Raw genomic sequence first — 25,035 nt, 5'->3', positions numbered from 1 at the left:
AGACAAGGAGGGGACCTTCCCATACGGACGGGGACACACCGGCACAGGGCCTCGGTGTCACACGCGTCGCGGGCGATCGAGCGATGCGCTGATCCTTGCATGACACGCCAGGTGCCGCGCAAGTCCCTCCGGCACTCCTGTCACTGTTGCTCCGCCATGTCCGGTATGGGCAACGGCCGTTTCTCGATCGCGGCGGCCATGATGTCCGGAAAGAGATCCGGGGTGCAGGCGAACGCCGGTGCGCCCAGGGCCGCGAGCGCCGCGGCGTGGTCCCGGTCGTAGGCCGGCGCCCCCTCGTCGGACAGTGCGAGCAACGTCACGAACTGCACCCCGGACGCCTTCATCGCGGCGACCCGCTTGAGCATCTCGTCCCGGATGCCGCCCTCGTACAGATCGCTGATGAGGACGACGACGGTCTCCGCGGGGCGGGTGATCTTGGACTGGCAGTAGGCGAGGGCGCGGTTGATGTCCGTGCCGCCGCCGAGCTGGGTGCCGAAGAGGACATCGACCGGGTCGTCGATCTGGTCCGTCAGATCGACCACCGAGGTGTCGAAGACGACCAGCCGGGTGTCGATGGCCCGCATCGACGCCAGCACCGCGCCGAACACCGAGGCGTAGACGACCGAGGCGGCCATCGAACCGGACTGGTCGATGCAGAGCACCACCTCCTTCTTCACCGACTGCGCGGCCCGGCCGTAGCCGATCAGCCGCTCGGGGACGACCGTGCGGTACTCCGGGAGGTAGTTCTTGAGGTTCGCGCGGATCGTGCGGTCCCAGTCGATGTCGCGGTGGCGCGGCCGGCTGATCCGCGCGGAGCGGTCCAGCGCGCCGGTGAGGGTGGCACGGGTGCGGGTCGCCAGCCTCTTCTCCAGCTGCTCGACGACCTTGCGGACGACGGCCCGCGCGGTCTCCTTGGTCGTCTCCGGCATGACCTTGTTGAGCGAGAGCAGGGTGCCCACCAGATGCACATCCGCCTCGACGGCCTCCAGCATCTCCGGTTCCAGGAGCAGCGAGGACAGCCCGAGCCGGTCGATGGCGTCCCGCTGCATCACCTGCACCACGGACGACGGGAAGTACGTACGGATGTCGCCGAGCCAGCGCGCCACCGCGGGCGCCGACGCCCCCAGCCCCGCCGTCCGCTTCCCGCCGTCGGCCCCCTTGCCGCCCTGGCCCTGCCCGTAGAGCGAGGTGAGTGTCCCGTCCATCGCGGCATCGCGCCCCCGCAGCTGATGCCCCGTGCCGTCCGCCCCGCCGCCACCGAGCACCAGCCGCCAGCGGCGCAGCCGCTCGGCCTGGTCGGGGTCGACGGCCTCGGCCATCCAGTTGCTCATGTCACTGCCCCCGTGAGGTTGTCGTGGCGGGTGGTGCGCCCGCCTCCGCTGTCGCTCTCCCTGCGGAAGCCCTCACCACCGAAGGGATTACCGAAGGGATCCGGTCCCGTGCTCAACAGCAGGCGCAGGGTGGGGAGTACGGCCGCGGCGCGGTCGCGGTCCAGGCCGGGGCCGAAGCCGGGCGCCGCCGCGTCCTCGCCGTCGCCGCCCGGACGGCGGGCGGTCGCCGCGGGCCCGCGCCGGATCAGCTCGCCGAGCGTGCGCCGCACCCCCGCTTCGTACTCCGAGAAGGCCCGGCGCAGCAGCGGCAGTACGTCCGTGAACGCGCTGCCCGGCACGGTCGTCAGCCAGTCGTCCACCAGCGCCAGCAGCCGTTCGTCGTGGACCAGCAGCATGCCGCCGTCCCCGCCGCCGACGAAGCCCTCGATCCAGCCGGCGGCATCCGAGGGCGCAGTGCCCGGCGAGAGGGCGAGCCCCATCAGCCGCTCCGCTCCCCCGTCGCCCAACTGGCCGTCGTCCAGCAGCAGTCGCGCCGCCCGCCCCCGGATCAGCCCCGGCACGGTGTCCCGCCCGGTCACCGACCGCAGCACACCGGCCCAACGCGCCCGCAGATCCGCCGCCGGCGGTGCGGGGGCGGTCACGGCCCCGGTCGCGAGCTGGCCCAGGAGGCCTACGGCCTGGTGGGTGGCGTCGAGATGGCCGCGCATCTCCGCGGCGCCGTCGTCGTCCAGGCCGGCGCAGGCCGGCGGCAGTCCGACGAAGACCCGCTCGGCCAGGCCCGTCGCCACCTCGCGGAGCGCCGCGCCATCCGTGCCCCGCACATCGCCGTACCGCACGGACCGCACCAGGGCGGGCAGCGCCTGGGCGAGATGCCCCACGTCCGCGTCCAGCGCCGCGCGGTCGGACAGCACACGCATCACCACCGGCAGCGCATCGGGCAGTTCGGCGAGCAGACAGCGCTCGGCCAGCGCCGTCACCTCGGCGAGCGACGCCGCGCCGGCGGCATCGGACGCGGCCTTGGCGGTGGCGGCGGAGAGCACGGTCGTGCCCCAGATACCGGCCTCGGCCACCCGCACCGACAGTTCGGGCTCCCAGCGCAGCCGCCAGGTCTCCCGGAAGGTGCCGGTGCCGGCACGGGAGTCGGTCGGCTCGCCCCAGGGGATGCCGAGCAGCCTCAGCCGGTGGAGCAGCCGGCTGCGTCCGGCGTCCGTCTCCTTGCGGAGATCCAGCTCCAACTCCCGCTCCAGCGCTTCGGGCTTGAGCCGTAGCGCCCGCTGGCCGCGGGCGATGTCGCGCTGCAGCGGTACCGCGGGAGCGTCCTCCGGCACCTCGCCCAGCGCCTCCCCGATCACCAGCCGGTCGCGGATCAGCGCGGACGGCGCCTCGGAGCCGTCCCCCATGACGGCCCGGATCGCGTCGTCGGTCTCCGCAAGCCCGGCCAGCGGGCGGCCGCGCACCGCGGCCAGTCCCTCGGCGAGCCGCACCGCTTCGATGACATGCGCCGACGAGACGGCGTAGTCCTCCTCCCTGAGCAGTCCGGCGACCTTGGTCATCCAGCGCTCGATGGGCCGGTCGGGGGCGCTGAAGAGATGGCCGTACCAGCCGGGCGAGGAGATCCCCGCGCCGTAACCGCTGCGGCGGGCGAGCCGCCGGTGCGTCCACGGCACCCAGGTCACCGCCGCCTTCACCTTCGGCAGGCCCTTGAGCAGCTGACGGTCGGCGGTCACGGTGCTGCGTTGGGCCAGCGCGGGCACATGCCAGGCCCCGCACACCACGGCGACATCGTCCCCGAACTCCCGCCGCGCGGCCCGGATCCGGAGCCGCATATGGGCCTCGCGCAGCAGGTCACGATCATGGCCGCCGTCCCCGTAGACCTCGCGCAGCGCGCCCATCGCCTCGGCCAGCGCGGCGAACGGCGCCAGCGCGTCCGCCCCGGGCCCTCCCCCGCTCCCGGCGCCGCCCGCCGCCCCACGGTGCTCGACCACGTCCTCCCACCAGCGCTCGGCGTCGTCGTAACCGGCGGTCTCGGCCAGCACCCCGATCGGATCGACCCGCACATCGGCCGGCACGTCGGCCGGCACGTCGCCGAGCGCACCGCCCGGCCCGGCCGTCCCGGCTTCCTCCTCCGCGTCCCCCGCTTTCTCCGCCGCTTTCTCCGCCGCTTCCTTCTCGGCCTCCTTCGCGGCCTCGTCCTCCGCCGCCATCGCCAGAGAATGCGCCGCGGGCAGATCGATGAAACGGACCGGGACACCGCGCTCCAGAGCCCAGCGGAGCGCCACCCACTCCGGGGAGAACTCGGCCAACGGCCAGAACGCCGCACGCCCCGGATCGTCCAGCACATGGGCGAGCAGCGCGACCGGCGGCCGCATGCTCTGCTGCCCGGCCAGCGGCACCAGTTCGTCGGCCTCCGGCGGCCCCTCGATCAGCACCGCACCGGGCTCGCACTGCTCCAGGGCCGCCCGCACCGCCCGCGCGGAACCGGGACCGTGATGCCGCACCCCCAACAGCACCGGCTCACCGGTGCCCGCCATGCCCGTCATGCGCTCACCTCGCGGCACGCCCGGTAGAAGTCCTTCCAGCCGTCGCGCTCACGCACGACCGTCTCCAGGTACTCCTGCCATACGACACGGTCCGCCGCCGGGTCCCGGACGACCGCACCCAGGATGCCCGCCGCCACGTCCCCGGAGCGCAGCACACCGTCCCCGAAGTGGCTGGCCAGCGCCAGACCGTTCGTCACCACCGAGATGGCCTCGGCCGTGGACAGCGTGCCGGACGGCGACTTGAGCTTGGTCCGGCCGTCGGCCGTCAGACCGTCCCGCAGCTCGCGGAAGACCGTGACCACCCGGCGGATCTCGTCCATCCCCTCGGGCGCCGCCGGCAGATCCAGCGAGCGGCCGATCTGCTCGACCCGCCGCGAGACGATGTCGACCTCCTCGTCCGGCGTCGCCGGCAGCGGCAGCACAACAGTGTTGAAGCGGCGGCGCAGCGCACTGGAGAGTTCGTTGACGCCGCGGTCACGGTCGTTGGCCGTGGCGATCAGGTTGAAACCGCGGACGGCCTGCACCTCCTGCCCCAACTCCGGGATCGGCAGGGTCTTCTCCGACAGGACCGTGATGAGGGTGTCCTGGACGTCGGCCGGGATCCGGGTCAGCTCCTCGACCCGAGCGGTCATGCCATGCGCCATCGCGCGCATCACCGGGCTGGGCACCAGCGCGTCCCGGCTGGGGCCGTTCGCGAGCAGCTGGGCGTAGTTCCAGCCGTAGCGGATGGCTTCCTCCGGCGTACCGGCCGTGCCCTGCACGAGGAGTGTGGAGTCACCGCTGACCGCCGCCGCGAGATGCTCGGACACCCAAGTCTTCGCGGTGCCGGGCACCCCGAGCAGCAGCAGCGCACGGTCCGTCGCGAGTGTCGTCACGGCGACCTCGACGATCCGCCGCGGGCCGACGTACTTGGGTGTGATGACGGTGCCGTCCGCGAGCGTGCCGCCGAGCAGATACGTCGCCACCGCCCACGGCGACAGGCGCCAGCGCTCCGGCCGCGGCCGGTCGTCCGCGGCGGCGAGGGCCTTCAGTTCGTCCGCGAAGGTCTCCTCCGCATGCGGCCGCAGCGCCTCCCCCGCGCCGCCCTCCCGCGCCTCGTACTGCGTCGTCTCGTGATGCGTCGTCCCGATGCTGTTCTCCGACATGGCTCCCCCTCGTCGCAAGGTGTGCGGCCGGCACTCGCGAACCCGCCGGCCGCTTGCAGAACCAAGCCTGCACCACACCACTGACAATCACCGGAAAAGCACCTCTGACCTGCGGCTTCACCGCGATCTCGGGCCGTTGTCAGTGGCAGGTCGTAGCGTCGTTGACATGAATCCGCAGGGGGAACGCTGGACGACGGATCAGGTGCTCGCACTGGCACCTGACGAGGCATCACGCAGAGCGGGCGGCAAGCTCGCGGCACCCGGACCATGGTCCGAAACGGGCGCGGACGACAGCGCGGTGTGGGGGCAGTGCAAGGGCAGCGGCAAGAAGCCCTACCAAGCGATCGTCGACATCACAGGGCCCGCCTTCAAGTGCACCTGCCCGAGCCGCAAGTTCCCGTGCAAGCACACGCTGGGACTGCTGCTGCTCTGGGCCGGTGACGGCGGGGTGGTGACGGCCGGGGAACCGCCACAGTGGGCCGACGAGTGGCTGGCCGGCCGCCGCGTACGCGCGGAGCGTTCCGCGCGCACGACTTCGGGAGGCGGTGCCCCGTCGCGCACGCCCGCCGACCCGGAGGCCGCCAAGCGCCGCTCCGAGCGCCGACTGCAGCGAATCGCCGCCGGCGCCACGGAGTTGGAGCAACGCCTCACGGACCTGCTGCACTCGGGCCTCGCCTCGGCCGACGGAGCGCAGGGAGGCACCTCCTGGGACGAAACCGCCGCGCGCATGATCGACGCCCAGGCACCCGGACTCGCCTCGCGCGTACGGGAGTTGGGCTCGGCCGTCGCCTCCGGACCGGACTGGCCCGCCCGGCTGCTGGAGGAATGCGCCCTGCTCCATCTCCTCGATCAGGGCTTCCTCGGGATCGAGTGGCTTCCGGCCCCGCTCGCGGCGACGGTCCGCTCCCGCGTCGGCCTGACCACGGAAGCCGCGGACCTGCTGACCGGCCCCGATGCCGCACCGGTCCGGGACCGCTGGCTGATACTCGCCCAACACGACAGCGACGACGGCAAGTTGATCACCCGGAGGATCTTCCTGCGCGGCGAGCGAACCGGCCGGATGGCACTGCACCTCTCCTTCGGCGGCCCCAACCGCCCCCTGGACCTGGCCCTGCCACCCGGCCTGCTCCTCGACGCCGACCTGGCCTACTACCCGGGCGCCCGCCCGCTGCGCGCGACCCTCGGCGAGCGGCACGCCCCCGCGGCCCCCGGCCCGGTCCCACCCGGCGTCGGCATCGACGCCGCCCTGGCCGCCTACGGCGACGCGCTGCGCGACGACCCCTGGCTGGACTCCTGGCCCGTGGTGCTCACCGACGTCACACCGATACGGGGCCGCGACGGCGAGAACTGGCAACTCGCCGACGCCGACGGGGAATCGGCACTCCCCCTCGACCCACGCGTCCTCGGCCGTACGGGCCTGTGGCATCTGGCCGCCATATCGGGCGGCGCCCCCCTCACGGTCTTCGGCGAATGCGGCCACCGCGGCTTCCTCCCCCTGACCGCCTGGGACCCCACCCCGGTCTCCCTGTGACCCCACCCAGGAGAAACAACATGACCAGCCCCACAACAACCACAGCAACCACAGCAACCACAGCAACCACAGCAACCACAGCAACCACAGCAACCAGCGCGGACACGACCACAGGGGCGGGCGCAAGCGCGCACCCGAGCCCGACCGCCACCACGCCCCCCGCGACCCCGGCCACCACCCCCGCCCCCTGGGCCGAGCTGGTGACCGCCGCACTACTGGGGACCGACCGGCGCACCCCGCCGGTGGCCGTACGGGCCGGACAGGACGGTGCGGCCGCCCTGCTGGACGCGGCCGCGGTGAGCACCGTCCGCCGCCGCGCCGCGCTGCGCCCCGCACTGGCCGGCGAACGCCCGACCCCGGCCCCGGCCGACCCGCGCCCCCCGCTGCCACCAGCCGCACGACGCCGCCTCGCACTGCTGCTCGCCGACCGCGGCGGCACCGGCGCCGGCAGCCGCCGCGGCACAGCCCCCGACCTCACCGAACTGCTGCCCCAATGGCTCGCCACGGCCGGCGAACGCGGCTACCGCGCGCCCGAAGCACTGCTGCCCGCACTGCTCGACGCCGCCCGCGCCCGTACGGACCTACGGCCCGCCGCACTCGCCCTGGCCGGGCCCCGCGCCCTGTGGCTGGCCCAGCTCAACAACGACTGGAAGTTCGCCCTCCGCGGCAGCGGGGCCACCTCCCGCGCAGGGGCGTCCACCCGCTCCACCGGACCCGAGAACGGGGAAACCCCGACGCCCACACCCGATACCGACGACCCCGAGTACGTCCGGCGCCTCTGGGAGGAAGGCCTGTTCGCGGAGCGGGTCCACCTGCTGACCACACTCCGCCGCCGCGCCCCGCACACCGCCCTCGACCTGCTCCGCACCACCTGGGCCACCGAGCGGGCCGAGGACCGGCTGATGTTCCTCGACTCGCTGCGCGACGGCCTCTCCCCGGCCGACGAACCCTTCCTGGAGCAGTCGCTGTCCGACCGCAGCCGCAATGTCCGCGCCACGGCCGCAGAGCTGCTCTCCGCACTCCCCGGCTCCGCGCTCGCGGGCCGGATGGCCGAGCGCGCCCACAGCTGCGTCGGCCTCGACCGCACCGCCGGACACGACGGCCCGGCGATCACCGTCGAAGCACCCCACGAATGCGACGCGGGCATGCAGCGCGACGGTGTCACACCCAAACCACCCTCCGGCCGGGGCGAACGATCCTGGTGGCTCGGCCAGTTGGTGGAGGCGACACCGCTGGCCGGATGGAGCGAAAAACTCGGCGGCCGCGACCCGGCGGCCATCATCGCCCTGCCGGTGTCCGACGACTGGCGTACAGAGCTGCACGACGCCTGGTCCCGCGCCGCCGTCCGCCAACGGGACGCCGACTGGGCCCGGGCACTACTGGGCGCCCCCGCCACCCCCTCACAGTCCGCCGAGGTCACACCGGCCGGCTCGTCACGGGACCTGGCGAAACTACTGACCGTCCTCCCCCACGACGAACGAGCCCAGTGGGTCGCCGAGTTCATCGCCGCACACGGCCTCTCGGACGCCTTCCGGATGCTCGGCGTCTGCGCCGTCCCCTGGGCCGAACCACTCGGCCGGTCCGTCGTCGACGCACTGGACATCGCACGCGACGCCGGCAGCTACCCCTGGAGCTTCAGCGGAGTGATGGGCCTGGCCGAACGCTGCCTGGACCCCGCCGCGGCGAACCGCCTCGACATGCTCACCGCGATCACCGACGAGCCGGAGGGCGCCTCACCGGGCTCCGGCGGCTACTGGGCCGAAGCATTCCAACGCCTGGTCGGCACCCTGCGCCTACGCGCCACCATGCACGCGGAACTCACCCCGCCGCACGGCCCCACGACCACGACAGCGACCGACACCGAGCCCGACCGATGACCAGGCCCATCCGACGGAGCCCACACCCCTGTGCGGACCCCCGGCCCCGGCCGCTCCCGCTCTCCGCCGCCTCAGACCGCCGACTGCCGTACGTTCGCCCTGACCCACTCCACGATCGAGGCGGTCGTCGCACCCGGCGTGAAGATCTCCGCGACGCCCTGCGCCTTCAGCGGAGCGATATCCGCCTCCGGGATGATGCCGCCGCCGAAGACCTTGATGTCCGCCGCGTCGCGCTCCTCCAGCAGAGCGATCACCTTCGCGAAGAGGGTGTTGTGGGCGCCGGAGAGAATCGACAGCCCGATGGCGTCCGCGTCCTCCTGGATGGCGGTGTCGACGATCTGCTCGGGCGTCTGGTGCAGCCCGGTGTAGATCACCTCCATACCGGCGTCGCGCAGCGCCCGCGCGATGACCTTGGCGCCCCGGTCATGACCGTCCAGCCCCGGCTTGGCCACCACGACACGGATCGGCCCCGACCTGTCCGCCGCGCCCTGGCTCTCCGCTTGCGCTCCGTCGTGCTGAGCCACACCCATCACTGCCTCCAAGCCATGCACGGCACCCGCAGGGCGATGCCGCCGAGCCGACAATCGATCGCGCGACCACACCCCGGCGGCCACGAGCGTGAACGAACGTTATCTCCTCCCCCCAGCATCCCGTACCCCGCCGTTTCGTGACATGCAGGGAGGGGGAAATCACACATGGGACACGTTCGCCACGCGCCGCGTTCCGCGCACCACGCCGCCACGGACGGCCGGCCGGGTGCTCACGGACCAGGCGCACGGGAAGCCGCAGCCGAACCACCGCGCGCCACACCGGCGCGCACCAGGGCGAGCACGCCGCACGCTCGCCGTCACCGCTCAACGGCTTCCCATGAGGGCATACGGGGGTCGGAGCCGCCTCCCGCGTGCCGTTCGGGAGGTCGGCCATGCAGGCCATGCCCTATCTCGCCACGCCCTTCATCCCCACCCGGCTGTTCTCCGCCCTCTTCCTCCGCAGCACCCTCGTGGATCTCGCGATCCTCGTCGGACATCTGCTCCTCTACCCGACCGGCATCCCCCAGGAACAACCCAGCCACCCCGTACGACACCCCGCGCCACAGCCCACCCCGGACGAAGCCGCCCCCGACACGACACGGGACGCCGCCCCCGACCCCCCTCCGCTCCTCCCCACAGAGGGCCGCGCACACCCGCCCGTCCTCCTCCTGCACGGCTTCATCGACAACCGCTCCGTCTTCGTCCTGCTCCGCCGCACCCTGGTCCGCTACGGCTGGCCCCACGTCGAAGCGCTCAACTACTCCCCGCTGACCTGCGATCTCCGCAAAGCCGCCGAGCTGCTGAGCCGCCACGTGGAAGAGGTGTGCACCCGCACCGGCCACCGCCGCGTGGACATCGTCGGCCACAGCCTCGGCGGGCTCATCGCCCGCTACTACGTACAGCGGCTCGGCGGCGACGCCCGCGTCCGCACCCTGATCACCCTCGGCACGCCGCACTCCGGCACCCGCGCCGTCCCCCTGATGTCGGCGCACCCCATCGTCCGGCAGATGCGCCCCGATTCCGATGTGATCGCGGAACTGGCGCTCCCGGCACCGCGCTGCCGGACGCGTTTCGTCGCGTTCTGGAGCGACGAGGACCAGGTCATGGTCCCCGCCGAAACGGCCCGTATCGATCACCCGGACCTCACCGCACACAACGTGCATGTCTCCGGGGTCGGGCATCTCGCGCTGCCGGTCAACGGCACCGTGGCGGCCGGCATACGCGAGGCCCTCGCCTCGGCGGACGCGGCGGGAGGAGCCGAGAGCGTCATTTCGGTGGCGTGAACGGACCGGACACAACGCCGAAACGAACCTCCGCCCTCGGCCCGATCCCTACATCCAGTCGAACAAACTTCGAACGAGGCGCCAAGAACTCGCATGCATGCTGCCGAAAGGCGGCCAAATGCCCGTTCTCACCTAGCAGGAAACCCGTTGAAGATTGTCGACGTCGCGTACCGCCGGGTACAGTCGCCGCTAATTCTCCTGCTGCCGAGGCGAAAGAGAAGTTGGTGAACGACCGTCACCCATCGGGGGCCCAGCCTCCGACCGACCCCGCTTCCGACGCCTCGTATGCGCACTATCCGCCCTACGACTCCTACGGGCAGCAGCAGACCCCCTCCGGCTACGCGGAATACGGCAACAGCGACCCCCTCTTCGGCTCGCTCCCCGGCTCGTACGAGACGGGCCAGTACGACACCAGCACCTATGGCACCGGCGTATACAGCGCGGGCACGTACGACACCGGCACCTATGAGACCGGCGCCTACGACACGGGTGCTTACGGCACCGGGTCCTACACCGCGGACGCGACCGGCTACGCGACGGGCGGCTATGCCACCGGCGCCTACGACACCGGCGGTTATGCCACCGGCCAGTACGACGCGAACGGCTACGACACCGGCACGTATGCCACCGGCGCATACGACACCACCGGCGCACAGCACACCGACGCGGGCTACGACCCCTACGCCCACACCGCGTACGAAAACCCCGCATACCAGGCAACCTCGTACGAAACCGGCAGCTACGACGCCCTCGGGCTCCTGACCCACGACACCGGCACGTATGCCACCGGCGCATACGACACCGGGACCTACGCCACCGGCACGTACGACACCGGCAGTTACCCCACCAGCACGCAGGAAACCACCGGCACCTACCAGGCCGCCGGCACCTACGAAGCCACGAGCACGGGCAGCCACGAAACCCTCGGCTCGTACGAAACCGCCCACCCGTACGAAACCGCCGGCGCACACGACGCCACCGGCACGTACGAGTCGACCGGCGCATACGAGTCGACCGGCACCTACGCGACCACCACCGGCTATCAGGCCACCGCGGTCGAGGAGACCAGCAGCTTCGAAGCCACCGCCGTCTGGTCCACCACCGACCAGGGGCTGATGGCCAACATCCCGGCGCAGGCCGGCCCGCCGTCGATCGACAACGAACCGGCCTCCCCTCCCGCGTCGTCCGCCGACTCGCCCGACTCACCGCCCGACGAGCACGCGCCCTCCGACGACGCCGCCTCGGTCGCCGACGCCATGACCCAGGCCATGCCGATCACTCCCCCGGCCGCCACGGCAGGCCGGCGGGTCGCTGGCCCCGCCGCCGGAAAGGCCGTCCGCGGCCGCGGCCGCCGCCGCCCGGCCAAACGGTCGGCGCTACTGACCGTCGCCGTCCCCTCCGTCGCCGCCATGGGCGTCTGCGCGGCGGCCGCCGCCTCCGTCTCCGGGTTCACCGGCGACGACAAGGACGACCGGCCCGCCCAGGCCGCCTCGGACGGCACGGCCGTCAAACCGGCGGTCGCCAACAGCAAGCTCGACACCCAACTCGTCGGCCTCAGCCGCGGCGCCGACGACTTCCGCGACCGCGCCAGCCGCACCCAGGAGCGGATCGACCTCAAGGAACGGCAGGCGCTCGAGCGGAAGCGCAAGGCGGAGGAAGCCGCCCGCAAGGAAGCCCTGCGCCCCAAGTTCGCCCTGCCGGTCACGGACCACGGCCTGAGCGCGCTCTACGGCCAGGCCGGCGTCAACTGGATGTCCGTGCACACCGGAATCGACTTCCCGGTCAGCTACGGCACACCCGTCATGGCCGCCACCGACGGCACCGTACGCACCCAGTGGAACTCCGCCTACGGCAACATGGCGATCGTGACGGCCTCCGACGGCACCGAGACGTGGTACTGCCACCTCAGCAGCACCAAGATCCGCTCCGGGTCGGTCAAGGCCGGTGACACGATTGCCTACTCCGGCAACTCGGGTAACTCCACCGGGCCGCATCTGCACTTCGAGGTCCGCCCCGGCGGCGACTCGGCCATAGACCCGCTGCCGTGGCTGCGCAGCCACGGCCTCGACCCGAACTGAGCCCGGCCCCCACCTGAACCTGAACTGGGCCCGCGTCTGCGGGTGGTGGGGACCTGTCCGCGGGTGATGGGGGCCGCGGGTGGGGGGCCACCGCGCCGCCGCCTCCTCTTACTCCGGCAACGCTCACGGAGCGTGAATAATTCCCCTCTGTGGCGTTGATACTACAATCTGTGACGGATGGGGGCTACGGGGGCTGGAGAGACGGCCGGGTTACGGGGCTGCGGCTAGCGGGCCAGGGGAGGGCGCCTACAGCTTCTCCACCGGGGCGTATCGCAGGAGCAGTCGCTTCGGCTTCTCGCCGCCGAAGTCGATCGTGGCCTCGGCGTTGTCGCCGGTGCCCTTGACGCCCACGACCGTGCCGAGCCCGAAGCTGTCGTGGGTGACGCGGTCGCCGACGGCCAGCGAGACCACCTGGCGGTCGCCGGCGCGGCGGGTGGCGAAGCCGCTGGGGCCCTTTGAGCGGGCCGACGACAGCGTGGAGCCGATGCCGCCACCGACGCCTCCGCCGAAGCCGCCGCCACCGCCTCGGCCGCCCGAGGACAGCCCGCCCATGGAGGCGGAGGGCGTCGCGGGACCCGTACGCCGCCAGTCGACGTAGTTGTCCGGGATCTCCTCCAGGAACCGGGAGGGCGGGTTGTACGACGGCTGGCCCCAGGCGCTGCGCATCGTGGAGCGGGTGAGGTAGAGCCGTTCACGGGCGCGCGTGATGCCGACGTATGCCAGCCGGCGCTCCTCCTCCAGCTCCTTGGTCTGGCCGAGCGCGCGCATATGCGGGAAGACGCCGTCCTCCATGCCCGTGAGGAAGACGACCGGGAATTCCAGGCCCTTGGCGGTGTGCAGGGTCATCAGGGTGATGACGCCGGCGCCCTCCTCGTCCTCGTCCGGGATCTGGTCGGAGTCGGCGACCAGCGCGACCTGCTCCAGGAAGTCGGCGAGCGTGCCGCCCGGGACGGCGGTGCCCGGTGCCGCGGCGTCCACGCCGCGCTCCTGCTCGAACTCCAGGGCCACCGCGGCGAGTTCCTGGAGGTTCTCGATCCGGGTCTCGTCCTGCGGGTCGGTGGAGGCCTGCAGCTCGGCGAGGTAGCCGGTGCGTTCCAGCACCGCCTCCAGGACCGTCGCCGGGCCTGCGCCCGACTCCACGATCGTCCGCAGCTCCTCCATCAGGACGTTGAACCGCTTGACGGCGTTGGCGGAGCGCGCCGCCATGCCGTACGCCTCGTCGACGCGGCGCAGCGCCTGCGGGAAGGTGATCTTCTCGCGTGCCGACAGGGCATCGATCATCGCCTCGGCGCGGTCGCCGATGCCGCGCTTGGGGACGTTGAGGATCCGGCGCAGCGGGACGGTGTCCTCGGGGTTGGCGAGGACCCGCAGGTACGCGAGGACGTCGCGGACCTCTTTGCGCTCGTAGAAGCGGACGCCGCCGACGACCTTGTAGGGCAGTCCGACCCGGATGAAGATCTCTTCGAAGACACGGGACTGGGCGTTGGTGCGGTAGAAGATGGCGACGTCACCGGCCTTGGCATCGTCGGCGTCCGTCAGCCGGTCGATCTCGTCGGCGACGAACTGGGCCTCGTCGTGTTCGGTGTCGGCGACATAGCCGGTGATCTTGGGGCCGGCGCCGGCGTCCGTCCAGAGGTTCTTGGGGCGGCGGTTCTCGTTGCGTTCGATGACGGCATTGGCGGCGGAGAGGATCGTCTGCGAGGAGCGGTAGTTCTGCTCCAGCAGGATGGTGGTGGCGTCCGGGTAGTCCTCCTCGAACTGGAGGATGTTGCGGATCGTGGCGCCGCGGAAGGCGTAGATCGACTGGTCGGCGTCGCCGACGACGCAGAGCTCGGCGGCGGTCTCGGGCGGGCCGACGAGTTCGCGTACGAGGGTGTACTGCGCGTGGTTGGTGTCCTGGTACTCGTCGACGAGGACGTGCCGGAAGCGGCGGCGGTAGTGGTCGGCGACATCGGGGAACGCCTGGAGCAGGTTGACGGTCGTCATGATGATGTCGTCGAAGTCCAGGGCGTTGGCCTCGCGCAGCCGCGCCTGGTACATCGCGTAGGCCTCGGCCAGGGACTTCTCGAACCCGTCGGCGGCCTGGTCGGCGAAGGTCTCCTCGTCGATGAGCTCGTTCTTGAGGTTGGAGATCTTCGCGCTGAAGGACTTGGGCGGGAAGCGCTTGGGGTCGAGATCCAGGTCGCGGCAGACCAGGGCCATCAGGCGTTTGGAGTCCGCGGCGTCGTAGATCGAGAAGGACGAGGTGAAGCCGAGCTTCTTGCTTTCGCGGCGCAGGATGCGGACGCAGGCGCTGTGGAAGGTGGAGACCCACATGGCGTTGGCGCGCGGGCCGACGAGCTCCTCGACGCGTTCCTTCATCTCGCCCGCGGCCTTGTTGGTGAACGTGATCGCGAGGATCTGGCCGGGGTGGACATGCCGCTCGGCGAGCAGATGCGCGATGCGGTGGGTGAGCACCCGGGTCTTGCCGGAGCCGGCGCCGGCGACGATCAGCAGCGGGCCGCCGGTGTGCACCACGGCGGCTTTCTGCTCGTCGTTGAGCCCCTCCAGCAGGGCCGCCGGGTCGATGGCCGGGCGGGCGGCGCCGTCGCGGTAGTACGCCTCCCGCGGCACGGGCGCGTCGAACTTCCCGTCGAAGAGATCGGCGGGGATCTCCTCCGGGACCGGGCCGTGCTCGTCCTCGGGCGGGGGCGGGGGCTCGTCGCCCTTGGGGCCGAGGTCCGCCAGGAAGCTGTCGTCAAAGAGGCTGCTCATCGCCCACCGAGTCTAGGCCGCCCCACTGACAGCCCGCTGCGGAGTCAGGGATGTGGGACGGTGCGAGCCGGGGGCGGGGGCTGGCGCAGGGGCTGTCGAAGGGGCTGCGCTGGGCCGGCACGGGCCGGGTGCCGGATGGATGCGAGCCGGGTGCCGGGCGGGTACGGGCCAGGTCGGAGGCGGTTCGGGACGGTTGCGGGCCGGTTCTGGACCGGTTCCTGGCCGGTTCGGTGCCAGGGTCTCGGTGTCGTGCGGGCTGAGCCGCGCCGCCGTTCTCCGTTCCCGCACGAGTCGTCTGACGCAGCCGTGCTCCCTTCCCGCACGAGTCGTCGGACCGAGACGGACAGGACCGAACCGACGCAACCCACCCAACCGACCCAACCCGCCCAGCCCATTCCAACCCACCCAACCACCCGACCCGCACCGCCTCGTACCGCGCCGCCGCATGCGTTCCGTTCGAGTCCGGCTGCGGCCCCGGCTCCAGCCCGCCACGAATCCGACATTTGCCGCCAGAATCCCTGACGCTTTATCAGGTCACGAAAAGGTTTCGGGCATATCGAACATCAGCCTTCACAGGAGCCACACGAGTTGGCTACCGTGCACGCTCGGGCAGCCCGCATCCCCGCGGACGACAGCGTCAGCACGGGCCGCCTCCGCCGAGTCCGGCCCTGCCACGAAGGCACCCGGAGCCGGGGACCCACCAGCACCACCGGGGTGAATCGATCGGTGCGGCCGCCAATCGCGGACGTACGGACCGTAGGGCAAGCCTTCCGCCAGCGACACCGCCCGAACCCGACAGCTAACCCGGTAGGCGGTCCACGGAAGGAGTCGCCGGCCTTGGCGTCGCATCGCAAGCCGCGCACCCGCGTTCTCAGCTCGCCCGGGAGCCGCCGCACAGCGGCCGGGCTCACCACTGCCGCCCTCGCCTCGGTCACGCTGCTCTCGCAGTCCGCCAACGCGGCGCCCAGAGCGCCCAAGCCCAGCATCGAAGAGGTCAAGCAGAAGGTCGACGACCTCTACCACCAGGCGGAGACGGCGACCGAGAAGTACAACGCCGCCAAGGAGAAGGCCGGCGAGCAGCAGCAGACCGTGAACAGCCTGCTCGACGCCGCCGCCAAGCGCGCGGAGAAGATGAACGAGTCTCGGCGCGAGCTGGGCACGTTCGCCTCGGCGCAGTACCGCACCGGCGGCATGAACCCGACGGCGCAGCTGATGCTCGCCAAGGACCCGCAGCAGTTCTTCGACCGCAGCCATCTCATGGAGCGGCTGACCGGCCGCGAGAAGCAGGCCGTCACCGACTACCAGGAGCAGGCGGCGGCAGCGGCGCGGCAGCGCGCCGAGGCGACCCGCAGCCTTGAGAAGCTCCAGGACTCGCAGGATTCGCTGAAGGAGTCCAAGCAGTCCGTCCAGAGCAAGCTGTCCGAGGCCCGGCAGCTGCTGTCCCGGCTGACGGCCGAGGAGAAGGCGCGGCTCGCGGAGCTGGAGCGCGAGCGGGAGGCGGCTGCCAAGCGCAAGGCCGAGGAGCTGGCACGCAAGCAGGCCGAGGCCGAGAGGGAGCGTCAGCGGCAGGAGGAGCAGAACCAGAACGACGGTTCCGGTGACGGTTCGTCGGACGGCTCGACCGGCGGCGGCTCCACCGATGACGGCTCGTACGCGACCAAGGCCGAGAAGGCGCTCGCCTTCGCCCGCGCGCAGATCGGCAAGCCGTATGTGTGGGGCGCGACCGGGCCCTCGTCGTACGACTGCTCGGGGCTGACGCAGGCGGCGTGGAAGGCGGCCGGTGTCGATCTGCCGCGGACGACCTGGGACCAGGTGAAGGTCGGCACGCGGGTGGCGACCAGCAATCTCCAGCCCGGTGACCTGGTGTTCTTCTACGACGACATCAGCCATGTCGGGATGTACATAGGCAACGGCAAGATGATCCACGCGCCGAAGCCGGGCGCGTACGTCCGCGAGGAGTCGATCTACTACATGCCGATCTACGGGAGCGTCCGCCCGGCCTGAGGCCCGGCCCTCCCCTGAGGCCACCCCCCACGGCCACCCCCCACACGCCACCGCGCGGTCATCGTCTCCGGAGTCCGGAGCGTGATGACCGCGCGGTGAGTCGTCTGTGGGGGTGTGGTGCCGGAGTGCGGCTCAGGTCCAGAGCACCGCGATGAAGATGTTGGCGACCGTGAGCGCGCCGACCGCGCCGAAGACCGGCTTGGCGACCTTCTCCTCGTCCCGCTTGACGTAGACCAGCGCCAGGATCACCACGAGCACGGCCATCTTGATGCCGAGCTTGATGTTGTTGAGGGGGTGGCCCTCGGCCTGGTTGAGGCCGACCAGGACGATGCCGGTGACCAGCATCGTCAGCGCGCCGTGCAGCATGGCCGGCACGAAGCGGGCCCCGTCCCCGCTCATCGCCTTCATCTGGGTCAGAAAGCCGCCCAGCAGGGAGGCGATGCCGATGATGTGCAGGCCGACGAAGATATTGATTACTACGTCCATAGTGCGGGATCGTATCCGCCGCTTCGGCGGGGCTCCGGGGCGGGGCGTCACCCTGGACGGTCCGGAGGCGGGGGCACCCTGGGGCGACCGGTTGCGGCTCCCTGGGGCGGCGTGCGGCTGGGGGCACCCTGGGGCGGCTGGAGGCGGGGTGAAGCCCTGGGCGGCCCCCGGCCGGTCGTCATAACACGCGCCCTCCGGGAGAGCGTCCGCAATCGCCCCTTCGGTCACGGCAGGCCGGTCCCGGCCCCCGGATGACGGCGGCGCGGTCAGCCGCGTACGGCCCGCGGTCGAAAGCGAGCAATGCCGGGCAACCCAACTCGCCCCCGTGACGCCCAGGTTTAGCGTCCTCCTCCAGGCGGTCGACTCCCCGCTGTCGCCGGTCTCCGTCCCGGCGGCTCGTCGGCCGCCTCCGCCGAGAGGTCCGGCGGCGGCCGTTCCCCCTGTGGGCCGCCGCCGGACCCCACGGCCCGCCGCAGTCGAACCACCCGGACCACCCGGAGCAGCCGGACCAGCAGGGCCGCGTACGGCCCTAGGGAAGGAAGTGACCGCCCCAGTGGCGTCGCACCGCAAGACCAGGCAGAACCCGCTCGCCGCGTTCGTCCTCCCCGGCGGCACCCGCACGACCCGCACCGCCCGTACGGCCGCCACCCTGGCCCTGGCCGGTGCCGCCACCGCCACCGTCTTCGACGGCACCGGCCAAGCCGCGTCCGGCACCACTCCCGCCCAGGTCAAGGACCGGGTGGACGCGCTGTACCAGGAGGCAGAGGTGGCCACGCAGAAGTACGACGGCGCCAAGGAACAGGCCGACACCGCACGCAAGGAGCTGAGCACACTGCAGGACGAGGCCGCCCGCCGCACCGGCGAACTGAACGCCGCACGTGCCGACTTGGGCACCATGGCCGCCACCGAGTACCGCTCCGGCGGTGTGGACCCGACCGTCCGGCTGATGATGTCCGCGGACCCGCAGCGCTATCTGGACGGCGCCACGGTCCTGGAGCGGGCGGGCAGCCACCAGGCGGGCGCGGTGGCCGGATACGCGCGCCGGCTGGGCCGCGTACGGCAGGTCCGCGAGCGGGCCGAGGCCACCGCGGAGCGGCTGGAACACAACGAAACCGCGCTGCGGAAACACCGGGTCACCGTGGTGCGGAAGCTGCGCTCCGCCGAGCAGCTGCTGGACCGGCTGACCGACGAGCAGCGGCGGCGGATGGCGCGCGAGGACGGTTCGGCGGACGTCGGCCCGGCCCGCGAAGGCCGGGCCCCCGGCCTCCCCCGGGCGTCGGCGCAGGCGCCCAACTCCCGTGCCGCACAAGCCGTTTCCTTCGCCTACGCGGCGCTGGGCAAGCCGTACGTGTGGGGCGCGACGGGGCCTTCCGCGTACGACTGCTCCGGGCTGACACAGGCGGCGTGGAAGTCCAGCGGCATCTCGCTGCCCCGTACGACATACACCCAGATCAACTCGGGGCCGCGTATCGACCGGTCCCAACTCGCCCCCGGCGACCTGGTGTTCTTCTACACCGGAATCAGCCACGTGGGGCTCTACATCGGCGACGGCAAGATGATCCACGCCCCGCACCCGGGAGCACCGGTACGCATCGCCCCCATCGACCAGATGCCCTTCGCGGGGGCTACCCGGCCGGCCGCGTAGCGGGGGGGGCGGGTCGGCTTAGCGGGTCCGGGTCGGCGTAGCGGCTCCGTGCTGGCTTAGCGGGGGGGGCTGGCTTAGTGGGGAAGCTGGCGTAGCGGGGGGCGCCCGACTGCTCGGGCTCGCTGCGCACCGCCGCGCCGCCCCTCCCCGCCGCTGCACGTCCCTTCACATGTCACTGCATGGCTTGGCCGCCCGCCGTGAGCTGGCGTCCGAGCCACCGGAAGACCTCCGGCACCTGGTTCTTCCACACGGCCGTCGTGTGACCGCCGAGCCCGGTGAGCATCCGCACGGAGACCGTCGTCGGCTTCTTCGCGAGCTGCTGGAGCCCGATGCCCGCCTGGTAGCCGTCGCCCGCCGCACCCGAGACGTACAGCGCCGTACGCGGCGGCTTCCCGGCAGCGTTGGCGGACTTCAGGATGTGCAGCGGGTTGGACTCGATCCGCAGCTTCGGGTCCTTGCCGGCGAGCGAATCGGGCTCGATCGCCGGGTCGTTGTAGCCGGACATCGCGACCGCGGCCCGGTAGCGGTCCGGGTGGGACAGTGCGAGCTTCGTGGCGCAGTGGGCGCCCGCCGAGTAGCCGGCCAGGCCCCAGGAGTCCGGCTTGTCGCCGGCCCGGAAGTTGTCGATGACCATTTTGCGTACGTCGACGGTCAGCCAGCTGTCGGCGTTGACCTTCCCCGGGATGTTGACGCACCCGGTGTCGACCCCGCTGAGGACGTTGGTCCGGGGCGCGACCAGGATGAACGGTTTGATCTGGCCGCTCTGCATCAGCGGCCGGAGCTGCTCGCCGGCCTTCAGCGAGCCCAGCCAGGACTTCGACGAGCCGGGGTAGCCGGGCAGCAGCTCGACCACCGGGAACTTCTTGTCCTTGTAGGCGGGGTCGTTGTACTGCGGCGGCAGCCACACGTAGACCTCGCCGCTGACGCCGGAGATCCTGCCCTTGAGGTCGGTCATCTGGACGCCGGAGCCCACCACGGGGTCGTCCGCCGGCCGAAACGACTGGAGCTGCTTGGGCTCGTCCTTGATCTGCTTGCCGCCCATCCCGTCCGGACCGAGGTCCCGGGCGGCCTCTACGTGGCTTCCGGTGCCGAGCAGGTCGTCCCAGGTGTCGTAGAGGTTGTTCGCGTTGTTGACCAGGACGAAGACCAGCGTGATGGCCGTGACCTGCGCGAACAGCAGCATCGTGAGCCGGGCCAGGCCGCGCACCAGGCGCGGCCCGGCTATTCGGCTCCACAGCGCGAGCGGCAGCACAACGGCGACGATCAGCAGCGCGATCGAGGTGAGGAAGAAGGGCGTACCCGTCAGGCTCATCGGGATCTCGTTTCCAGGACACATACGCGGACGACGTGGGCGTGGTTCCGGCCCCACCGCCGGCAGCGGGCCTCTCCGCGCCGTTAGATGAGGATCCGCGTGGATCTGGTTGCCCGACTTCGGCCCTTCTTTGCAGGGCCTTTCGTCCTTTTAGCCTTTACGTCCCTTCGGATCACCGAGGCGGATACTGCTGTCGCGGCCTGTGAGTGCGGCTACTGCTGTGCCTTGTTGCCTCTTGCGTGCCTCGCCTGCCGCCTCCTTCTCTTCCGGCAACGATTACGGAGAGTGATTCGTTCCCACGTTCCGTCGACACGCCGGGGCGTTTTTGGATTGGTTGGATTGGGGTGTCAGACGAATCGGGGGTGTCAGACCAGGCGTCGGGCCGCCGCCCAGCGTGTGAGCTCCGTGCGGTTGGAGAGCTGGAGTTTGCGCAGCACCGCCGAGACGTGTGATTCGACTGTCTTCACCGAGATGAACAGTTGCTTGGCGACTTCCTTGTACGCGTAGCCGCGGGCGATCAGCCGGAGTACTTCGCGTTCGCGCTGGGTGAGGCAGTCCAGTTCCTCGTCGACGAGGGGGGCGTCGGTGGAGGCGAAGGCGTCCAGGACGAAGCCGGCCAGCCGGGGGGAGAACACCGCGTCGCCGTCGGCGACCCTGAAGATGGCCTTGACCAGGTCCGTGCCGGTGATGGTCTTGGTGACATAGCCGCGGGCGCCGCCGCGGATGACTCCGATGACGTCCTCGGCGGCGTCCGAGACGGAGAGCGCGAGGAAACGGACCGGGCGGTCGGGGTCGGCCATCATGACGGCGCTGCGGCGCAGCACCTCGACGCCGCCGCCTCCGGGGAGGTGGACGTCCAGGAGGACGACCTCGGGGCGGGTGGCGGTGATGACCCTGATCGCCTGGTCGACGTCGGCGGCCTCGCCGACCACTTCGACGCGGGTGCGCTCGGTTTCGCCGATCTCGGCCTGGACGCCGGCCCGGAACATCCGGTGATCGTCGACCAGCACGACGCGTACGGTCCGGTCTTCGGCCGGGTCGGTGTGGGCCTCGGTCTGCGGTGTGGTGCCGGCCTGGTTGTGGTGTGTGTGCTGTTTGTTCTGTGCGCCGTCGCTGCTCATGTCGTCCGCCTGTCCCTCGGTGTCTGCCTCGTCATGATTCCGCGTCCCGGTCTGCCGTGTCGCCGAGGGCCGCCGTCGCGCGACCAGTGGCGCGGCCTTCACTGGTCGTGCGCTCATTCGCTGCGCTCCATTTCCAGTTCGACGACCGTGCCGCCGTCGGGGGCTGAGCGGAGCCGGGCCGTGCCGCCGTTGCGTTCCATCCGGCCGATGATGGATTCCCTGACGCCCATGCGGTCCTCGGGGACTGCGTCCAGGTCGAATCCGGGGCCGCGGTCGCGCACCGAGACGAAGACGGTGCGGCCCTCCACTTCGGCGAACACCTGCACCGCGCCGCTCTCGCCGCCGTATTTGGCGGCATTGACCATCGCCTCGCGGGCGGCCTGCATCTGGGCGCCGAGGGGCTCGTCGAGCGGGCAGTCGCCGACGACCACGACCTCGATGGGGACGCCGTGGTGGTCCTCGACCTCGGCGGCGGCCGTGCGCACCGCGTCGGCGAGGGTTTCCGGCTCCTGGTCCTCGTCTTTGCCGCGGCCTTCGGGTTTGTAGAGCCAGGCGCGCAGTTCGCGCTCCTGGGCGCGGGCGAGGCGGGCGACCTCCCGGGGGTCGTCGGCGTTGCGCTGGATCAGGGTGAGGGTGTGCAGGACGGAGTCGTGGACGTGGGCGGCGACCTCGGCGCGTTCCTGGGCGCGGATGCGCATCAGCCGCTCTTCGGAGAGGTCCTGCGTTATCCGGACGAGGTAGGGGCCGGCGAGCAGCGCGATGCCGACGACGACGGCGAGTGCGGCCTGGAGGATCGAGCCGAGGTGCCGTACCGAGCCCTGCAGTACGACGATGCCGGTCACGCCGATGCCGACCAGTGCGACGCCGGCCGCACCGCGCAGCACCGGCAGCAGGCCGTTGCGGCGGCCGAGCTCCAGCCACTGTGCGCGGCGGGAGTTGTCCGCCTGGCGCCACACCAGGGCGACGCCGGCGCCGATCAGCAGCACGGGCCAGAGGTAGCCGTTGGCCTGGCCCAGCTGGAATCTGGAGGCGACGATCGAGGCGCCGATCAGCAGCGCGATCAGTGCGAAGACCTGGCCCTTGTCGGGCTTGCGGCTCAGCAGTCGCCGTTTGTCGTCGGCCGGTGGGCGGCGCCGGGCCTCCACGCCGCCGACTCCGAGTGGTACGAAGAACCAGAACGCGGCGTAGAGCAGCGCCCCCATGCCTTCGGCCATGAAGAGGGCCACGAACACGATCCGCACCCAGGAGACGGGCAGCCCGAGATGGCCGGCGAGGCCGCGCGCGACACCGCCGAGCAGTCGCCCGTCGGCGCTGCGGTAGAGCTTCCGCACGGGCGGTTCGTCGGGGTCCGGCGCCGGGGCGTAGGTCGTCCCGGCGCGGGGCGGCGCGGTGGTCATGTCACCGATCGTCACACGTCGCGGGTGGGCGGGGCATCAGGGTTCGACCCTGATGGAACCCGGATGTCGCCAACGGGGCGGTCGGTCAGTTGTCGGGGCGGCGGTCATGTGGATCCGTCCCCGACGTCTTACTGAGCGTTGGGCCCCTCACGGCTTGGGGCCACACTCGTCACTCCTTGGGGCTGAACCCGTCACGCACGACATTGAATATGGGCTGGTGTCTCGTCCACTCGGCATCGGGCGCGGACAGGTAGATGGCGTACTCGTTCTCGCCCTCGCGGCCGAATCCCAGGTCCATGGCGCGGAATTCGCGGGCGGATCCGGTGAACTTCAATTCCCAGATCGCCGCGGGCTGGCCCCGGAATGTGGTGTCCTGCAACCGCAGCCGTTGGTACCCCCGCTGTCCTGCCCGGAACTGTTCTTCGACCTGCTCGAAGTGGCGGACGGGGTTCGAACTCGCGAAAGGCAGCACGCTGATTTTCACGCCGACCAGGCCGGACGGGTCGATGTAGTTGACCTCGTATTTCTCCGGCTTGTAGAGGCGCCGCCAGCCGTCGGGGACGGGAAAGGAGACGCCGAGCTTCTCTTCCTCGACGCGGTGATAGCCGGCGGGTGTGGGCGGCAGTTTGGTCGCGGAGGGGCTCGGCTTCGGTTTCTTGGTGGTGTGGTGCTGTGTGGGTGTCGTGTTTCCCGATGCCTGGTCGGTGGAGGGGTCCACGTAACCCATGGCGTAGAGGACGCCGCCGGTGATCGCGACGGCGGCGAGCGCGCTCATGACGCCCCATACGACGGCCCGGCGTCGCCCCGTGCGGCTTTTGAGGACGGTCTGGGTGCCGGAATCCGCCGTCCGCGCCGGGCCGGTGCCCGAGGTGGACGTGGGGGGCCAGGGCACCGGACTGGTGGATGCGCCCGCTCCGTCGCCCGATGTGGTTTCCCCGCTGCCGGATCCGCCGCCCGACCACAGTGTGCCGCGGCCGAGCAGTGCCGTGTCCGCGTCGGCCTCTGCGGCCCGGAGCGTCTCCTCGACAGCTTTGGCCGTGGGGCGGTCGTCCGGTTCCTTGGCGAGGAGTGCCTCGATCAGGGCGGTGAGGGGGCCGGCGTTGCGGGGCGGCTCCAGCGGGTCCATGGCGATGGCGTACGCCGTCTCGATGGCGGTGTGTTTGCGGAAAGGGGGGCGTCCCTCGACGGCCTGATAGAGCGTCGCGCCGAGTGCCCACAGGTCGGAGGCGGGGCCGGGGGTGCCGCCCTTGACCCGTTCGGGTGCCAAGTAGTCGATGGAGCCGACCAGCTCGCCGGTTTTGGTGAGCGTGGAGGTGCCGGAGGCGACCGCGATGCCGAAGTCGGTGAGGACGACCCGGCCGTCCTCGCCGAGGAGTACGTTGCCCGGTTTGACGTCGCGGTGCAGTACGCCGGCGGAGTGTGCGGCGCGGAGGGCGGCGATCATGCCGCGTCCGATGCGTGCGGCTTCCCGGGGTGCCATCGAACGGCCGTCCCGGGCGGCGTCCTTGATGACGTCTCCGAGGGTGGCGGACGGGACGTACTCCATGACGATGCAGGGCAGGCCGGCGTCGTCGACGACGTCGTGCACGCCCACCACGTTGGGGTGGTTGATGCGGGCCGCGGCCTGTGCCTCGCGGGTGGTGCGTTCGTGACGGGTGGCGAGTTCGTCCGGTTCCAGCTGGGCCGATACGTGGAGTCGCTTGACCGCGACCTGGCGGCCGAGGACTTCGTCCCGGGCCCGCCAGACGGTGCCCATGCCGCCCTGGCCTATCCGTTCGACCAGGCGGTACCGCCCGGCGACCAGTCGCCCCTCGTTCACCGACGCCGCCTCCGTCACCGCACGCCCCTCCGGAAACCCGTACGTATCCGGGGCGCAAGGATAGTCTCCGACGTGGGTGGATCGGTCTTCGGCCACCGTCTGTCCGTGGCCGGGTTCCGGCTCGTGGGGCGGGATGGGGGCGATACGGACACGGGCCGGGGTGTTTTGACGGCTGGCGAGGG

Annotated in this window: 16 protein-coding genes and 1 riboswitch; of the genes, 6 read left to right on the top strand and 10 right to left on the bottom strand. The window is 71.5% G+C overall.

What is annotated here, in order from left to right; genetic code table 11:
- Positions 1 to 140: 140 nt before the first annotated feature.
- Genes FCH28_RS17630 through FCH28_RS17620 form a run of 3 tightly spaced genes read right to left on the bottom strand, consistent with a single transcriptional unit; the run spans position 141 to position 5,016 of the window.
- Positions 141 to 1,331 (bottom strand): VWA domain-containing protein, encoded by a 1,191-nt coding sequence (locus FCH28_RS17630; protein ID WP_136740992.1) that lies wholly within the window; start codon positions 1,329 to 1,331, stop codon positions 141 to 143.
- Positions 1,328 to 3,871, bottom strand: a complete 2,544-nt coding sequence (locus FCH28_RS17625; protein ID WP_246102941.1) for a DUF5682 family protein — start codon at positions 3,869 to 3,871, stop codon at positions 1,328 to 1,330. The genes FCH28_RS17630 and FCH28_RS17625 overlap by 4 nt, the downstream gene beginning before the upstream one ends.
- Positions 3,868 to 5,016, bottom strand: coding sequence for an ATP-binding protein (locus FCH28_RS17620; RefSeq protein ID WP_187363856.1), 1,149 nt, complete (start codon positions 5,014 to 5,016; stop codon positions 3,868 to 3,870). Before FCH28_RS17620 ends, FCH28_RS17625 begins: the two co-directional genes overlap by 4 nt.
- 166 nt (positions 5,017 to 5,182) lie before the next feature.
- On the opposite strand from FCH28_RS17620, the gene FCH28_RS17615 reads away from it, so the two are divergent.
- Both FCH28_RS17615 and FCH28_RS17610 read left to right on the top strand, forming a co-directional pair.
- Positions 5,183 to 6,547, top strand: a complete 1,365-nt coding sequence (locus tag FCH28_RS17615; protein ID WP_136740991.1) for an SWIM zinc finger family protein — start codon at positions 5,183 to 5,185, stop codon at positions 6,545 to 6,547.
- Positions 6,548 to 6,567: 20 nt separating this feature from the next.
- A complete protein-coding gene (locus tag FCH28_RS17610; protein ID WP_222852438.1) occupies positions 6,568 to 8,424 on the top strand; it encodes a DUF5691 domain-containing protein in 1,857 nt (618 codons plus the stop codon).
- 71 nt (positions 8,425 to 8,495) lie between these two features.
- Here the strand turns inward: FCH28_RS17610 and FCH28_RS17605 are convergent, their stop codons facing one another.
- Positions 8,496 to 8,954: a cobalamin B12-binding domain-containing protein gene (locus FCH28_RS17605; protein WP_136740990.1), complete on the bottom strand. Its 459-nt coding sequence runs from the start codon at positions 8,952 to 8,954 to the stop codon at positions 8,496 to 8,498.
- Between the two features lie 392 nt (positions 8,955 to 9,346).
- Here FCH28_RS17605 and FCH28_RS17600 point away from each other — a divergent pair, with 392 nt between their 5' ends.
- Both FCH28_RS17600 and FCH28_RS17595 read left to right on the top strand, forming a co-directional pair.
- On the top strand, positions 9,347 to 10,237 hold the full coding sequence (locus FCH28_RS17600) for an esterase/lipase family protein (protein WP_136740989.1): 891 nt from the start codon (positions 9,347 to 9,349) through the stop codon (positions 10,235 to 10,237).
- A 224-nt stretch (positions 10,238 to 10,461) separates the two neighbouring features.
- On the top strand, positions 10,462 to 12,315 hold the full coding sequence (locus FCH28_RS17595; RefSeq protein WP_136740988.1) for a M23 family metallopeptidase: 1,854 nt from the start codon (positions 10,462 to 10,464) through the stop codon (positions 12,313 to 12,315).
- A gap of 246 nt (positions 12,316 to 12,561) precedes the next feature.
- Here FCH28_RS17595 and pcrA read toward each other — a convergent pair whose 3' ends face one another.
- Entirely contained in the window at positions 12,562 to 15,069 is a 2,508-nt protein-coding gene (gene pcrA, locus FCH28_RS17590; RefSeq protein ID WP_136740987.1) for a DNA helicase PcrA, read from the bottom strand.
- A 644-nt stretch (positions 15,070 to 15,713) separates the two neighbouring features.
- Positions 15,714 to 15,898: riboswitch (cyclic di-AMP (ydaO/yuaA leader) on the top strand.
- An 8-nt stretch (positions 15,899 to 15,906) separates the two neighbouring features.
- Here pcrA and FCH28_RS17580 point away from each other — a divergent pair.
- Positions 15,907 to 17,073, top strand: a complete 1,167-nt coding sequence (locus tag FCH28_RS17580; protein ID WP_136740985.1) for a C40 family peptidase — start codon at positions 15,907 to 15,909, stop codon at positions 17,071 to 17,073.
- Positions 17,074 to 17,205: 132 nt separating this feature from the next.
- Here FCH28_RS17580 and FCH28_RS17575 read toward each other — a convergent pair whose 3' ends face one another.
- On the bottom strand, positions 17,206 to 17,559 hold the full coding sequence (locus FCH28_RS17575; protein ID WP_136740984.1) for a hypothetical protein: 354 nt from the start codon (positions 17,557 to 17,559) through the stop codon (positions 17,206 to 17,208).
- A 541-nt stretch (positions 17,560 to 18,100) separates the two neighbouring features.
- Between FCH28_RS17575 and FCH28_RS17570 the strand changes: the two genes are divergently transcribed.
- Entirely contained in the window at positions 18,101 to 19,204 is a 1,104-nt protein-coding gene (locus tag FCH28_RS17570) for an NlpC/P60 family protein (RefSeq protein WP_136740983.1), read from the top strand.
- A gap of 172 nt (positions 19,205 to 19,376) precedes the next feature.
- Here the strand turns inward: FCH28_RS17570 and FCH28_RS17565 are convergent, their stop codons facing one another.
- The 4 genes from FCH28_RS17565 to FCH28_RS17550 all read right to left on the bottom strand — a co-directional run bounded on the left by FCH28_RS17565 (position 19,377) and on the right by FCH28_RS17550 (position 24,871).
- Entirely contained in the window at positions 19,377 to 20,516 is a 1,140-nt protein-coding gene (locus tag FCH28_RS17565) for an alpha/beta hydrolase (protein WP_136740982.1), read from the bottom strand.
- Between the two features lie 365 nt (positions 20,517 to 20,881).
- The gene (locus tag FCH28_RS17560; RefSeq protein WP_425471958.1) at positions 20,882 to 21,637 is read right to left on the bottom strand and encodes a LuxR C-terminal-related transcriptional regulator; all 756 of its coding nucleotides are present in this window, start codon (positions 21,635 to 21,637) and stop codon (positions 20,882 to 20,884) included.
- A 113-nt stretch (positions 21,638 to 21,750) separates the two neighbouring features.
- The gene (locus FCH28_RS17555) at positions 21,751 to 23,034 is read right to left on the bottom strand and encodes an ATP-binding protein (protein ID WP_136740981.1); all 1,284 of its coding nucleotides are present in this window, start codon (positions 23,032 to 23,034) and stop codon (positions 21,751 to 21,753) included.
- 169 nt (positions 23,035 to 23,203) lie between these two features.
- Positions 23,204 to 24,871 carry a serine/threonine-protein kinase gene (locus FCH28_RS17550; RefSeq protein ID WP_136740980.1) on the bottom strand — a complete coding sequence of 556 codons (1,668 nt, stop codon included), beginning with the start codon at positions 24,869 to 24,871 and terminating at the stop codon, positions 23,204 to 23,206.
- Positions 24,872 to 25,035 lie beyond the last annotated feature (164 nt).

Origin of the sequence: Streptomyces piniterrae (genome assembly GCF_005048155.1) — a bacterium.
Taxonomy (GTDB): domain Bacteria; phylum Actinomycetota; class Actinomycetes; order Streptomycetales; family Streptomycetaceae; genus Streptomyces; species Streptomyces piniterrae.
This window is presented reverse-complemented; position numbering and strand designations above follow the sequence as displayed.

Bases quoted from the DNA above. Each gene is read 5' to 3' on its own strand.
- FCH28_RS17630 (WP_136740992.1), bottom strand. From the start codon at position 1,331: ATGAGCAACTGGATGGCCGAGGCCGTCGACCCCGACCAGGCCGAGCGG.
- FCH28_RS17625 (WP_246102941.1), bottom strand. From the start codon at position 3,871: ATGACGGGCATGGCGGGCACCGGTGAGCCGGTGCTGTTGGGGGTGCGG.
- FCH28_RS17620 (WP_187363856.1), bottom strand. From the start codon at position 5,016: ATGTCGGAGAACAGCATCGGGACGACGCATCACGAGACGACGCAGTAC.
- FCH28_RS17615 (WP_136740991.1), top strand. From the start codon at position 5,183: ATGAATCCGCAGGGGGAACGCTGGACGACGGATCAGGTGCTCGCACTG.
- FCH28_RS17610 (WP_222852438.1), top strand. From the start codon at position 6,568: ATGACCAGCCCCACAACAACCACAGCAACCACAGCAACCACAGCAACC.
- FCH28_RS17605 (WP_136740990.1), bottom strand. From the start codon at position 8,954: ATGGGTGTGGCTCAGCACGACGGAGCGCAAGCGGAGAGCCAGGGCGCG.
- FCH28_RS17600 (WP_136740989.1), top strand. From the start codon at position 9,347: ATGCAGGCCATGCCCTATCTCGCCACGCCCTTCATCCCCACCCGGCTG.
- pcrA (WP_136740987.1), bottom strand. From the start codon at position 15,069: ATGAGCAGCCTCTTTGACGACAGCTTCCTGGCGGACCTCGGCCCCAAG.
- FCH28_RS17575 (WP_136740984.1), bottom strand. From the start codon at position 17,559: ATGGACGTAGTAATCAATATCTTCGTCGGCCTGCACATCATCGGCATC.
- FCH28_RS17565 (WP_136740982.1), bottom strand. From the start codon at position 20,516: ATGAGCCTGACGGGTACGCCCTTCTTCCTCACCTCGATCGCGCTGCTG.
- FCH28_RS17560 (WP_425471958.1), bottom strand. From the start codon at position 21,637: ATGAGCAGCGACGGCGCACAGAACAAACAGCACACACACCACAACCAG.
- FCH28_RS17555 (WP_136740981.1), bottom strand. From the start codon at position 23,034: ATGACCACCGCGCCGCCCCGCGCCGGGACGACCTACGCCCCGGCGCCG.